11 protein-coding genes are annotated in these 12665 nt (G+C 68.9%); 4 read left to right on the forward strand and 7 right to left on the reverse strand.

Annotated elements, in window-relative coordinates:
• The first annotated feature begins 4 nt into the window (after nt 1-4).
• Nucleotides 5-985: a Bug family tripartite tricarboxylate transporter substrate binding protein gene (locus tag AC07YS_RS14840; RefSeq protein WP_495269274.1), complete on the forward strand. Its 981-nt coding sequence runs from the start codon at nt 5-7 to the stop codon at nt 983-985.
• A gap of 42 nt (nt 986-1027) precedes the next feature.
• Nucleotides 1028-2092 (forward strand): 4-hydroxythreonine-4-phosphate dehydrogenase PdxA, encoded by a 1065-nt coding sequence (locus AC07YS_RS14845; RefSeq protein WP_495269273.1) that lies wholly within the window; start codon nt 1028-1030, stop codon nt 2090-2092.
• Nucleotides 2093-2150: 58 nt separating this feature from the next.
• On the opposite strand, the gene AC07YS_RS14850 is transcribed toward AC07YS_RS14845, so the two are convergent.
• From AC07YS_RS14850 to tal, 3 genes are all read right to left on the reverse strand, one after another.
• Nucleotides 2151-2483: a DUF805 domain-containing protein gene (locus tag AC07YS_RS14850; RefSeq protein ID WP_354345485.1), complete on the reverse strand. Its 333-nt coding sequence runs from the start codon at nt 2481-2483 to the stop codon at nt 2151-2153.
• A gap of 173 nt (nt 2484-2656) precedes the next feature.
• Nucleotides 2657-4210: a glucose-6-phosphate isomerase gene (gene pgi, locus AC07YS_RS14855; protein ID WP_495269272.1), complete on the reverse strand. Its 1554-nt coding sequence runs from the start codon at nt 4208-4210 to the stop codon at nt 2657-2659.
• 2 nt (nt 4211-4212) lie between these two features.
• Nucleotides 4213-5169 carry a transaldolase gene (gene tal, locus AC07YS_RS14860; protein ID WP_495269271.1) on the reverse strand — a complete coding sequence of 319 codons (957 nt, stop codon included), beginning with the start codon at nt 5167-5169 and terminating at the stop codon, nt 4213-4215.
• 242 nt (nt 5170-5411) lie between these two features.
• On the opposite strand from tal, the gene AC07YS_RS14865 reads away from it, so the two are divergent.
• Complete coding sequence (locus AC07YS_RS14865) at nt 5412-6083, forward strand: lipocalin family protein (protein WP_447741314.1); 672 nt, start codon at nt 5412-5414, stop codon at nt 6081-6083.
• Here AC07YS_RS14865 and AC07YS_RS14870 read toward each other — a convergent pair.
• The 4 genes from AC07YS_RS14870 to AC07YS_RS14885 are packed head-to-tail and all read right to left on the reverse strand — an operon-like array spanning nt 6029 to nt 11025.
• Nucleotides 6029-6691, reverse strand: coding sequence for an HAD family hydrolase (locus AC07YS_RS14870; RefSeq protein ID WP_070059991.1), 663 nt, complete (start codon nt 6689-6691; stop codon nt 6029-6031). The two genes, AC07YS_RS14865 and AC07YS_RS14870, sit on opposite strands and share 55 nt — an antisense overlap.
• A 12-nt stretch (nt 6692-6703) precedes the next feature.
• Nucleotides 6704-7744 carry an ABC transporter ATP-binding protein gene (locus AC07YS_RS14875; RefSeq protein ID WP_062472653.1) on the reverse strand — a complete coding sequence of 347 codons (1041 nt, stop codon included), beginning with the start codon at nt 7742-7744 and terminating at the stop codon, nt 6704-6706.
• Nucleotides 7741-10014 carry an ABC transporter permease gene (locus AC07YS_RS14880; RefSeq protein WP_495269963.1) on the reverse strand — a complete coding sequence of 758 codons (2274 nt, stop codon included), beginning with the start codon at nt 10012-10014 and terminating at the stop codon, nt 7741-7743. Before AC07YS_RS14880 ends, AC07YS_RS14875 begins: the two co-directional genes overlap by 4 nt.
• Complete coding sequence (locus AC07YS_RS14885; protein ID WP_062472650.1) at nt 10015-11025, reverse strand: ABC transporter substrate-binding protein; 1011 nt, start codon at nt 11023-11025, stop codon at nt 10015-10017.
• A gap of 143 nt (nt 11026-11168) precedes the next feature.
• Between AC07YS_RS14885 and zwf the strand changes: the two genes are divergently transcribed.
• Nucleotides 11169-12641, forward strand: a complete 1473-nt coding sequence (gene zwf / locus AC07YS_RS14890) for a glucose-6-phosphate dehydrogenase (protein WP_492742372.1) — start codon at nt 11169-11171, stop codon at nt 12639-12641.
• Nucleotides 12642-12665 lie beyond the last annotated feature (24 nt).

Here is a 12665-nt window from a genome sequence, read left to right on the forward strand (position 1 = left end):
CGCGATGACCCTCTTTCCCCTGGCCCGCGGTGCCGGCCTGGCGGCGCTCCTGGCGCTGGCCGCCTGCCTGAACGCGGGCGCGCAGCCGGCCTACCCCGACAAGCCGCTGCGCATCCTGGTCGGCGCCTCGCCGGGCGGCGGCACCGACATCCTCGCGCGCGTGCTGGCCGACAAGTTCGCGCCCGTGCTCAAGCAGCCCGTGACGGTGGAGAACCGCCCCGGCGCATCGAACACCATCGCCGGCGAACTCACGGCCCGCGCGCCGGCCGACGGCGCCACGCTGCTGCTCGCCACCAACACGGCACAGGCCGTGGCGCCGCACATCCTCAAGCTCAAGTACGACCCGCTGAAAGACCTGCAACCCATCGGCCTCGTGGCCGTGATGCCCAACGTGCTGGTGGTGTCGGCCAGCTCGCCCTACAAATCGGTGAAGGACCTGCTCACGGCCATGGCGGCCAGACCCGGCGGCTTCAAGTACGCGTCGTCGGGCATCGGCAGCACGCAGCACGTGGGCGGCGAAGCCTTCAACCTGGCCACGGGCATGACCTCGATCCACGTGCCCTACAAGGGCAGCTCGCAGGCGCACATCGACATCATCTCGGGCGAGGTCGAGATGATGTTCGACAGCACCTCGTCGGCCATGGGCCAGATCCGCGCCGGCAAGTTCCGCGCGCTGGCCGTGAGCGCACCGCAGCGCTCGCCCGAGCTGCCCGATGTGCCCACGCTGGCCGAGCAGGGCGTCAAGGGCGCCGACGTGTCGACCTGGTACGGCCTGTACGCGACGGCCGGCACGCCGCGTCCGGCGGTCGAACGGCTGAGCGCCGAACTCACGCGCACGATGGGCCTGGCGGACGTGCAGTCGCGCATCAAGGCCCTGGGCGGCGAGCCCGGCACGCTGACCGGCGAACCCTTCGCGGCGATGAACCGGCAGGAGTTCGACCACTACGGCCGGCTCGTGCGCGACGCGCGCATCAAGGCCGAGTGAAGCCGTCCCTTCTTTCTCTTTTCTCCACCTCCATTGCCGACCATGTCTACCCCATCGACAACCCCGCGCGTGACCTCCGCCAAACCCCGCATCGCCGTGCTGCTCGGCGACCCCAGCGGCGTCGGCCCCGAGATGGCCGTGAAGCTGCTCGCGCGCCAGCGCAACCTCGACGCCGCGCGCGTGCTGCTGATCGCCGACCCCGTCGTGCTGGCCGCAGGCGAGCGCGTGGCGGGCGCGAAGCTGGCCCCGCTGCAGGTGAACGCCCTCGACAGCCTGCGCTTCGAGGACGGCCGGCCGAGCCTCCTCGTGCGCGACTGGATGGCGGGCGAGGAGCCGGTGCTCGGCGAATCGAACGAGCGCTCGGGCCGGGCCTCGTTCGAAGCGCTGGAGCTGGCCACGCAGGCCGTGCGAAACGGCCAGGCCGACGCGATCCTCTTCGCGCCGCTCAACAAGCATTCGCTGCGCCTGGGCGGCCTCGTGCACGAGGACGAGCTGCGCTACATGCAGGAGCGCTTCGCCGTCACCGGCTTCGTCTGCGAGTTCAACCTCACCGGATCGCTGTGGACCTCGCGCGTGACCTCGCACATTCCGCTGAAGGACGTGGCCCGGCACATCACGGTGGAGGGCGTGAGCGACGCCGTGAAGATCATCGCGTCGGCACTGCGCCGCGCCGGCGTGACACACCCACGCATCGCCGTGACCGGCCTCAATCCGCACGCGGGCGACGGCGGCTCGATCGGCATGGAAGAGATCGAGATCATCGCGCCCGCCATCGAACAGCTGCGCGCCGAAGGCCACGACGCGCGCGGCCCGTTCTCGCCCGACACCGTGTTCATCGGCGCACGGCGCGGCGACGTGGACGCGGTGGTGTCGATGTACCACGACCAGGGCCAGATCGCGATGAAGCTCATGGGCTTCGAGCAGGGCGTGACCCTGCACGGCGGGCTGCCTGTGCCCGTGGCCACATCGGCCAGCGGCAGCGCCTTCGACATCGCCGGCCAGGGCGTGGCGCAGATCGAAGGGCTGCAGCAGGCTTTCGACCTGTGCGTGCGGATGGCAAGCGGTGCGCCTGCTGCACCTGCGTCCATCGAGGCGGCGGTGGCCTGAGCCACCTGGCGCCCCAAAGAAAAAGGGCCGCGTGTGCGGCCCTTCGAAGGAAAAAAGCTCAGGCGCTCGGCGGTTCGCCGTAGGCGTTGCTCTCCGGCTGCGTCGGCTGAACGAAGAAGTAGATCAGCACCAGATTGATCAGCGGGATGATCGACAGCAGCAAGAACCAGCCGCTCTTGCCGATGTCGTGCAGGCGGCGCACGCCCACCGCGAGGGCGGGCAGAAGCAGGGCCAGCGCTGCAATGAAGTACACGTACTCATGGATCAGGCCCGTCACGACGAGCACGCCGAACTGGGCCAGAAAAAACCACCAGAACTCGGAACGCGACGCACGACCCGTGAAATCGGTGTACTTGGCGATGCACGTCTTGACCGCTGTTTGAAAGTCCATTGACTCGCTCCTCTTGATGAATCCCAGGGAAATTTCCCCGAGGCCATCATATCGGCGCGCTGTGCAACGACAAACTCGGCCAAACCGGCCACCGCGCTGCAAACCAATGGCCTAAAGGCCTAGTGGATAGAGCCTTTGGCCAAGGCTTGCGAGGCTTGCAGTGACGTGCGCCGTCAGGTGCTCAGCCGCTGCAGCAGGCCGGCCGTGGAGGCATCGAGCCCCGAGACATCGCCCGAGGCCAGGCGCGGCTCGATGTCGCGCGCCAGCACCTTGCCGAGCTCCACGCCCCACTGGTCGAAGCTGTTGATGCCCCACAGCGCGCCGCTGGTGAACACACGGTGCTCGTACATCGCGAGGAAGGCGCCCAGTGCTTCGGGCGTGAGCTTCTCGAACACGAAGAAGGTGCTCGGCCGGTTGCCCGGGAAGTTCTTGTGGCCGCCTTCGTCGAGCTTGCCGACCATCAGCGCCTGTGCCTGCGCGAGCGCATTGGCCAGCAGCTTGGGGTGGTGGCCGTCAAGGTCGTGCGAGGCGTCGCGCACCGCCATGAATTCGAGCGGAATCACGTCGGTGCCCTGGTGCAGCATCTGGAAGTAGGCGTGCTGGCCGTTGGTGCCGGGCTCGCCCCAGAGCACGGGCGAGGTGCCGAAGGCCAGCGGCGCACCGCTCGCATCGACCTGCTTGCCGTTGCTCTCCATCTCGAGCTGCTGCAGATAGGCCGGCACGCGCTTCAGGGCGCTGTGGTACGGCGCGATGCTGCGGCTCGTGAAGCGGTGGAAGTTGCGGTACCAGACGTCGAGCAGGCCCAGGCGCACGGGCAGGTTCTGCTCGAGCGGCGCGGTGCGGAAGTGCTCGTCCATCGCATGCGCGCCCGCCAGCAGCCGGCGAAAGCCGTCGGCGCCGATGGCCAGCGCGATCGGCAGGCCGATGGCCGACCACAGCGAATAGCGGCCGCCCACCCAGTCCCAGAAGCCGAAGGTGGTGTCGATGCCGAACTGCTTCGCGGCCTCGACGTTGGTGGTGAGCGCAGCGAAATGGCCTGCGATGTCGGTGCCGCCCGACTGCTCGTACCAGCGCTTGGCCGAGAGCGCGTTCGTCATCGTCTCGGCCGTGGTGAAGGTCTTGGAGGCGACCAGGAACAGCGTGTGCTCGGGCGCCAGGCCCTTGAGCACGCCCGCCAGCTCGTGGCCGTCGACGTTCGAGACAAAGTGGAAGCGCTTGCCCGGCGCCACGAACTCCGCGAGCGCCAGCACGGCCATCTGCGGGCCGAGGTCGGAGCCGCCGATGCCGATGTTGACCACGTCGGTGATCGTGTGGTCGCTGCGCACCTTCTCGGCGTAGGCCAGCATGGCGTCGAGCGTGGCATGCACCTCGCGCAACTCGTGGGCCGTCTGGCGGCCGGTGGCCGCATCGGCCGGCGCGCGCAGCAGCGTGTGCAGCACGGCGCGGTCTTCGGTGTTGTTGATGTGCGCGCCCGCGAACATGGCGTCGCGGTGGGCTTCGAGGCCGCATTCGCGCGCCAGCGTGAACAGCAGCGCCTCGGTGCGCGCGTCGATCAGGTTCTTCGACAGGTCGGCGAAAACGTGCGGCGCCTCCTGGCTGAAGCGCGCGAAGCGCTCGGCGTCCTCCACGAAGGCATGGCGAAGGTCGAACTGGCGACCGGCCGTGTCGAAGCTGGACTGCAGTTGCGCCCAGGCCGGCGCGCGGTCACAGCGCAGGGTCATGGTCATGTTTACTTGCCGCTTTCCTGCATGAGCTTTTCGAGCTTCACGGCGTCGGCCGCGAAGGCGCGGATGCCTTCGGCAAGCTTCTCGGTGGCCATGGCGTCTTCGTTGAGCGCGAAGCGGAAGCCCGCCTCGTCGTAGCTCAGCTTCTCTGCGTTGCCGCTCGCGGCAGCCTTGGCGTCGAGCGCGTGCGTGAGCGGCTCGTTGCTCGCGGCCAGCTCGGCCAGCAGCTCGGGGCTGATGGTCAGCAGGTCGCAGCCAGCGAGCGCCTGGATCTGCCCCACGTTGCGGAAGCTCGCGCCCATGACCTCGGTCTTGATGCCCTGCTGCTTGTAGTAGTTGAAGATTTCGCGCACCGACTTCACGCCCGGGTCGTTGGCGCCCGCGCTGGCGGCTTCGTCCCACTTCGCACCGGCCGACTTCTTGTACCAGTCGTAGATGCGGCCCACGAAGGGCGAGATGAGCTGCACGCCGGCCGCGCCGCAGGCCACGGCCTGCGCGAACGAGAACAGCAGCGTGAGGTTGGTGCGGATGCCCTTCTGCTCGAGCAGGCGCGCGGCCTCGATGCCTTCCCAGGTGGAGGCGACCTTGATCAGCAGGCGCTTCTCGGTGTCGATGCCCTCGGCCTTGTACAGCGCCACGATGCGCTCGCCGCGGGCCACGGTGGCGGCGGTATCGAACGACAGGCGGGCGTCGACTTCGGTGGACACGCGGCCCGGGATGATGGAGAGGATTTCGGTGCCGAAGCGCACCAGCAGGCGGTCGATGACTTCGTCGAGCGGCTTGCCGGCATGGGCCTTCACGGTTTCATCGAGCAGCGGCCGGTACTCGGCCTTCTGCACGGCCTTGAGGATCAGCGACGGGTTGGTGGTCGCGTCCTGCGGCTTGGAAATGCTGAGCTGCTTGAAGTCGCCGGTGTCGGCAACCACGGTGGTCCACTGGCGGAGTGCATCGAGTTGGTTCATGAAATCAATTATCCGGGGAGGGGTGTGACAAGTCCTGCACGCAGTTGCGCGGCGGTCGATGTTTTCATGCGAACCGTAGCACGGGTTTTCGCGAAGCTCCATCGGCCTGCAGCGCGAAGGGTTGTCGGCCGCCCTGCCCTACAGGGGCTGTGGTCCCCGGCTGACGGCAGCCGGCCGCGGCCCGGGGCACCCTGAACGGGACGCGGCATCCACGCCGAGAACGACTTTCCCCAGGAGCCCTCATGACCCCTCGCCCCCCACGCCCCGCGACCGCCGCCGGTCGCGCCTTCGACGACCGCCGCACCAGCCACGCGATCGGCACCATGGCCACCGCCTTCGTCGTGGGCGGCGTGGCCACCTGGTACGCGCTGGGCGCCGCGCGCACGGCCCGTGCCCGGCCCGCCGGCCCGGCCGACGGCGCCCCGCTGATGCGCGCACCGCTGCAGGTGGTGGCGCCGGTCGACCTGCACCGCTACGCCGGCGTCTGGCACGAACAGGCGCGGCTGCCCAACCGCTTCCAGAAACAGTGCGCCGGCCCGGTGAGCGCCGAGTACACGCCGCAGCCCGACGGCACCGTGCAGGTGCGCAACCGCTGCGTGCGCGACGACGGCAACTTCGACGAGGCCATCGGCAGCGCGCGCGTGGTGCCCGTGGCCGGCCAACCCGGCGCGGGACGGCTGCAGGTGCGCTTCGCCCCCGCCTGGATGGGCTGGCTGCCGCTGGTGTGGGGCGACTACTGGATCTTGAAGCTCGACCGCGACTACCAAGTGGCGCTGGTCGGCACGCCCGACCGTGAGTACCTTTGGGTGCTGTCGCGCGCGCCGCGCCTGGAGGACGACGCGCTGCAGGCCGAGCTGGACTACGCCCGCAGCCTGGGGTTCGACACCGACAGGGTGGTGCTCACCGGCAGGTAGCGCTGCAGTTGCGCCGGCAGCTTGTCGGGCGCGGTGCAATGGATGGCGTGCCAGCCGAAGGCGCGGGCCATCTCGACGTTGGCGGCCGAGTCGTCGATGAACACCGTCTGCTCGGGGTCGAGGCCGTGGCGCATGGCCAGCAGCTCGTAGATCTCGCGCTCGGGCTTGAGGAACTTCACGTCGCCCGAGAACACGCCGCCGTCGAAACGCCGCATGAAGGCGTGCCGGCGCTCGAGGGCGCGGGCGAACGGCACGGGCATGTTCGACAGGTAGTACAGCCGCAGCGGCTCGCCGGCATCGCGCTGCACGAGCAGCTCCTCGAGCATCGCGACCGTGACGTCGATCGGCGCCAGCCGCTCCCCGAGCCCGTCGAGCATGGCGTGCAGCGACTCGGCGGGCAGCGCCAGCCGCGCCGACATGCGGGCGATGGCATCGTCCAGCGTGCGGGTGCCGCAGTCGAAGCCGGTCCAGTCGTCGTGATGGAAAAGGGCCCGGCCCAGGGCCGCGGCGGCGGCGTCAGTGGGGGCGTGAGAGGGGAGATGGGCCTGGACCAGCCGTGCCGGCTCCCAGGCGAACAGCACGGCGCCAAGATCGAAAACCACGTTCATGGCGCCATTGTTTCATGCGCCGGGCACCACGCTCACGCCATGGGTTCCGAGCGACAGGGTGGTCTGCGTGCCGGCTGCCAGCGGGCGCGACAGGTCGGTCGAGACCACGAAGACCGGCCCCAGCGGGGTGTCGAAGCCGTATTCGTAGAAGCTGCCCAGGTACGCCGACTTGCGCAGCGTGGCGGGCAGGCCGTCGAGCGCGCCGATGTCCCAAGCCTCGGGCCGCACCGCCACCTTCACCGTGCCGGGCGCCACCGCGTAGCGCGGCTGCAGCCGCAGCGGGCCGAGCGTGACGCTGCCGTCGGCCTGTGCCACGGCCGGGAACACCATCGCCTCGCCCATGAAGCCGGCGACGAACTCGCTCTCGGGGCGGCCGTACAGCTGCTCGGGCGTGCCGCGCTGGGCGATCACGCCGTGGTCCATCACGATGATCTGGTCGCTCACGGCCAGCGCCTCGCTCTGGTCGTGCGTCACGTAGGCCACGGTGAGCTTCAGGCGCTGCTGCAGCGAGCGGATCTCCTCGCGCATCTCGCGCCGCAGACGGGCGTCGAGGTTGGACAGCGGCTCGTCGAACAGCAGCACCGCCGGCTCGAGCACCAGCGCGCGCGCCAGGGCCACGCGCTGCTGCTGGCCGCCCGACAGCTCGCTGGGCAGGCGCTCGTCGAAGCCGACCAGGCCCACGCCCCTGAGCGCCTCGCGCGCGCGCACCGTGGCTTCGTCCTTCTTCACACCGCTCATGCGCAGGCCGTAGCCCACGTTCTCGATCACGTTCATGTGCGGGAACAGCGCGTAGCTCTGGAACATCATGCTCACGTTGCGCTCGCCCGGGCCGAGCGTGGTGACGTCGCGCCCGCCCATGAAGATCGAGCCCGAGGTCGGCGATTCGAGCCCCGCGATCATGCGCAGCGTGGTCGTCTTGCCGCAGCCCGAGGGGCCGAGGATGGTGGTGAGCGTGCCCACCGGCACCTCGAAGCTGATGCCCTTGACGGCCATCGGGCCGTTCTTGTCCGTGCCGTAGCGCTTGGTGACGTTGCGGAATTCGATACCGTTCATGCGGAGAGGCTTTCCATTTTGTGATGCCCTTGGTGATTGGGCGTGGCCCCGCGTCTTCCCAACTTGCGCTCTCCGACCACGAACTGCACCAGCGCAATGGCCAGCGACATCAGCACCATGAGCACCGTGCAGTAGGCGAGCGCGATGCCGTAGTCGCCATTGCCGACGCGGCCGATGATGTAGGTGGTGGCCAGTTCGTTCTCGGCCGTGACCAGGAAGATCACGGCGCTCACCGTCGTCATGGCGCGCACGAAGCTGTAGACCAGCGCCGCCACCAGCGCCGGCTTGAGCAGCGGAAGCACCACCTTGAACAGCGTCTGCGAGGTCGATGCGCGCAGCATCAGCGAGGCCTCGTCGAGTGAGCGGTCGAGTTGCTTGAAGGCCGCCGTGCCGGCCCGCACGCCCACCGGCAGATTGCGGAACATGAAGCACAGCACGATGATGAGCCCGGTGCCCGTGAGCTCGAACGGCGGCACGTTGAAGGCCAGGATGTAGCTCACGCCGAGCACCGTGCCCGGGATCGCAAAGGCCAGCAGCGCGCCGAACTCGAAGGCGCCCTGCCCCTTGAACTCGTTGCGCGCCAGCAGCCAGGCGATCAGCAGGCCCAGCGCCGCGGTGATCGGCGCCGAGATGCCGGCCAGTTTCAGCGTGGTGATCAGCGAGTTCCACGCCGTACCGGCCCACACCAGCCCGAACTGGCCCCACTCCAGCGCGAAGGCGCTCTTGAAGTGGTTGAGCGTGAAGCTGTAGTCGCGGCCCCAGGTCTGCACGAAGCCGCCCGCGAAGGCGAACAGGTAGACCACGGCGGTGAAGGCGATCCACGGCAGCGCGATGCACTGGATGGTGCGACGCACGCCGTCAGGCAGTGCCATCGCGATGCCGGCGTCGCCCTTGCCGCTCACCGTCGTGTAGTTCTGCTTGCCGAGCAGCCCGCGCTGCAGCGCGAACACGCCGAGCGCGAACAGCGTGAGCACCCAGGCCAGCGACGCGGCACGGCCCTGGTCGTACTGCGCGCCGACGATGGCAAAGAAGATGTCGGTCGACAGCACCGAGAACTGCCCGCCCACCACCACCGGGTTGCCGAAGTCGGCAATGCTCTCGATGAAGCCGACCAGGAAGGCGTTGGCCAGCCCGGGCTTGAGCAGCGGCAGCGTCACGGTGAAGAAGGCGCGGCGCCGGTCGGCGCGCAGCATCTGCGCAGCTTCTTCCAGGCTGGGCGCGATGCCCTGCACCACGCCGCGCATGATCATGAAGGCGATGGGCGTGAAGGCGAACAGCTGCGCCACCAGCACGCCCGGCATGCCGTAGAACCAGCGCGTGGGCTCGATGCCGAAGACGTTCTCCAGCACCTGGTTGACGATGCCCGCACGGCCGAACAGCAAGATGAGGCCCAGGCCGACGACGAACGGCGGCGTGATGATCGGCAGCAGCGCCAGCACCCGCAATGCGCCCTGCCCGCGCCGGTTGCCGCGCTCGGCCATCAGCGCCATCAGCGTGCCCAGGAAGGTGGTCCCGGCCGCGGTGAGCAGCGCCAGCACCAGCGTGTTCCACGCCACGCCGCAGCGCACCCCGCCCGCCAGGCAACCCAGGCCCCAGATGCGCTCGGTGAACACGCGCGCCGCAAAGGCCGCGATCGACCACTGCCCGTCTTCGTTGAAGAAAGCACCCGACAGCGCACGGCTCACCGGGTAGGCGATGAACAACGCCATCAGCACGCCGCAGCCGACCACCGAGGCAGAGACGAACAGGTCGCCCTTGAACAGGCCGAGCCGCGCCATGCCGAAGGCCGCCAGCAGCACGAGCGCCGTGAGCGCCACGAAGCCGCCCGCGCCGATGCCGAACTGGTTCACGGCCAGTTCGCCGAACTGGGTGTTGAGCGCCGCGACGCTCCAGCCGCGCGCGCCGATGGTGAAGCCCGCCACGGCCAGGCCGATGGCGCCGATCGCGCCGCCCGCCAGCAGCCAGCGCCCCTGCGCCTTGCCCGCCGGCAAGGCCGCGCCGACGGCGCACAACAACAACCCGGCCAGCCCGATGAAGAGCCAGCTGCGGCCCTGCGTGGCCGCCTGCATCAGGCCGTTGGCGCCTTCCGCCTGCCCGAAGACCTGCGGAACGGCTTCGTACCAGGTCGCATCCTGGATCGCATACCAGGGCAGCACGAGATAGGCCGCCAGGCCCAGCGCGACCCAGGCCCAGATCCATCGCCGCGCGCGCCGGGCGGCGGCCAGGGACGCCGGGTTGGCCGGCGCGCCTTCGTTGGAACGCGCCTGCACTTAGCGCGGCAGCGAGTTGACGTCTTTTTCCCAGCGCGCAATCAGGCGGCGACGCTCGGCGCTGGCGCCGTACTTGGCGTAGTCGTAGTTGATGAACTTGATCTTCTTGAAGTCAGGAATGCGCGGGTCGAGCTTGGCGCTCGCGTTGCTCGGCAGCTGGAACTGCTTGTTGGCGGCGCCCAGTTCCTGCGCGGCGGGCGTGAGCGCCCATTCGTAGAACTTCTTGGCCGCATCGAGGTTGCGCGCGCCCTTGATGACGCTCATGGAGCCGATCTCGGCGCCGGTGCCGTCGCTGGGCGTGATGGTTTCGACCGGGAAGCCCTGCATCTTCTCGCCCGGGCCGTCGTGCACGAAGCTGATGGAGATCGCGGTTTCGCCGCGCGCCACCGCCTTGATCGGGCCGGTGCCCGAGCGGGTGTACTGGCCGACGTTCTTGTGCAGCGCCTTGAGGTAGTCGAAGGCCTTGTCCTCGCCCATGAGCTGCACCAGCGTGGCGATCATGGTGTAGGCCGTGCCGCTGGAGGCCGGGTTGGCCACCTGGATGTCGCCCTTGTACTCGGGCTTGAGCAGGTCGGCCCAGGTCTTGGGCACGGGCAGCTTCTTCTTGGCGAGCAGCTCGGGGTTGTAGCCGAAGCCCAGCGGGCCCGAGTAGATGCCCACGGTCTTGTAGCCCGACTGCTTGGCCTGCTGCTGCGCCCAGGGATGCAGCTGCGTGAGCGTGGGCGACTTGTATTCGAGCGTGAGCCCCTGCTCGGCCGCCTGCAGGTGCGGGTCGCCCGTGCCGCCGAACCAGACGTCGGTCTTGGGGTTGTCCTTCTCGGCGATGAGCTGGGCCAGCGCCTCGCCCGAGCCCTTGAGCGCCATGTTGATGCGCACGCCCGTGGTGCGGGCGTAGACGGTGGAGATCACGTTGCACCACTCGGCCTGCACCGAGCAGATGACGTTGACGGTCTGCGCCGACGCGGCGGCCGACAGACCCAGCAGCGCGGCTGCCGTGAAAAGCTTCTTCATTGGTATTCCCCTGCCTCGGCAATAAAAAAAGGCCTCGCGGCCATGGGACAGCGTAGCTTTAGTACAGGTGTGCCGAATCGGTACAAGTACCATCGCGACTGGCACGTTGCCTGCTCGGCATTCAGACAAAGGAAAGTTTTCTCATGAGCTTCGATCTCGTTCTGTTCGGCGGTACTGGCGACCTTGCGTGGCGCAAGCTGATGCCCGCGCTGTTCCAGGCCTTCAGGCACGGCAGCCTGCCGCAGGACGGGCGCATCGTCGGCGTGGCGCGCGACGACCTGTCGGACGACCAGTACCGCGAGCTGATCCAGTCGCGCTTCAGCGCCGTCGAAGGCGCCAAGCGCCCCACCCCCGAGGAGTTCAAGAAGTTCGCGTCCATGCTGCACTACCTGCGCATGGACCTGTCCAAGCCCGCCGACTACGCCAGCCTGGCCGACCTGCTCAAGCAGCGCGACGCCAAGACGGTCGTGATGTACGTGGCCACGGCGCCCGCGCTCTTCACGCAGGTGGTCGAGCAGATCGCCGCCGCCGGGCTCAACGGCCCGCGCACCCGCGTCGTGCTCGAGAAGCCGCTGGGCCACGACCTGGCCTCCAACCGCGCGATCAACGCCGCGGTGGGCAAGGTGCTTGAGGAAAAGCAGGTCTTTCGCATCGACCACTACCTGGGCAAGCCCTCGGTGCAGAACCTGTTCGCGATGCGCTTCGGCAATGCCCTGTTCGAGCCCATCTGGCGCCGCGAGCACATCGCCAACATCCAGATCACCATGGCCGAGGACCTGGGCGTGGAAAAGCGCGGCGCCTTCTACGACCAGACCGGCGCCCTGCGCGACATGGTGCAGAACCACGCGCTGCAGCTGCTGTGCGCCGTGGCCATGGAGCCGCCCATCAACGCGCACGCCGACGCCATCCGCGACGAGAAGCTCAAGGTGCTGCGCGCCCTCAAGCCCTGGACGCCCGAGAGCCTGGGCCTGCACGCGGTGCGCGGCCAGTACACGGCCGGCACGGCCTACGGCGAGCGGGTGCAGGGCTACCGCGACGAGCCGGGCGTGAACCCCGACAGCCGCACCGAGACCTTCGTGGCGCTGCGCACCGAGATCGCCAACTGGCGCTGGGCCGGCGTGCCCTTCTACATCCGCACCGGCAAGCGGCTGGCCTCGCGCGACGCGCGCATCGAGGTCAACTTCCGCCCCACGCCGCACGCCATCTACCGCGCACCGGCGGGCAACGTGAACAAGCTGGTGATCAACCTGCAGCCAAAAGACGGCCTGGAACTGCACATGCTCGCGCAGGCGCAGGACAACCGCCAGCGCGGCGGCAACGGCCACGCCAGCGCCGCCCAACTGGCGCCGGTGCAGCTCGACCTGGACTTCGACAAGCGCTTCGGCGCCGAACGCGTGGGTGCCTACGAACGCCTGCTGCTGGACGTGATCGACGGGCGCCTCAACCTGTTCGTGCGCAGCGACGAGCAGGAAGAAGCCTGGCGCTGGGTCGAGCCGCTCATCGATTCGTGGGAGTCCGACGGCGGTCCGCGCCCCTATGCAGCCGGCACCTGGGGCCCCAGCGCGTCGAGCGCCATGATCGCGCGCGACGGCTTCGCCTGGGGCGAGGAGCAGTAAGACCGCCGCCGAACGCGCAGCGCC

The organism is Variovorax sp. GW458-11-26-14-LB1 (assembly GCF_059423965.1).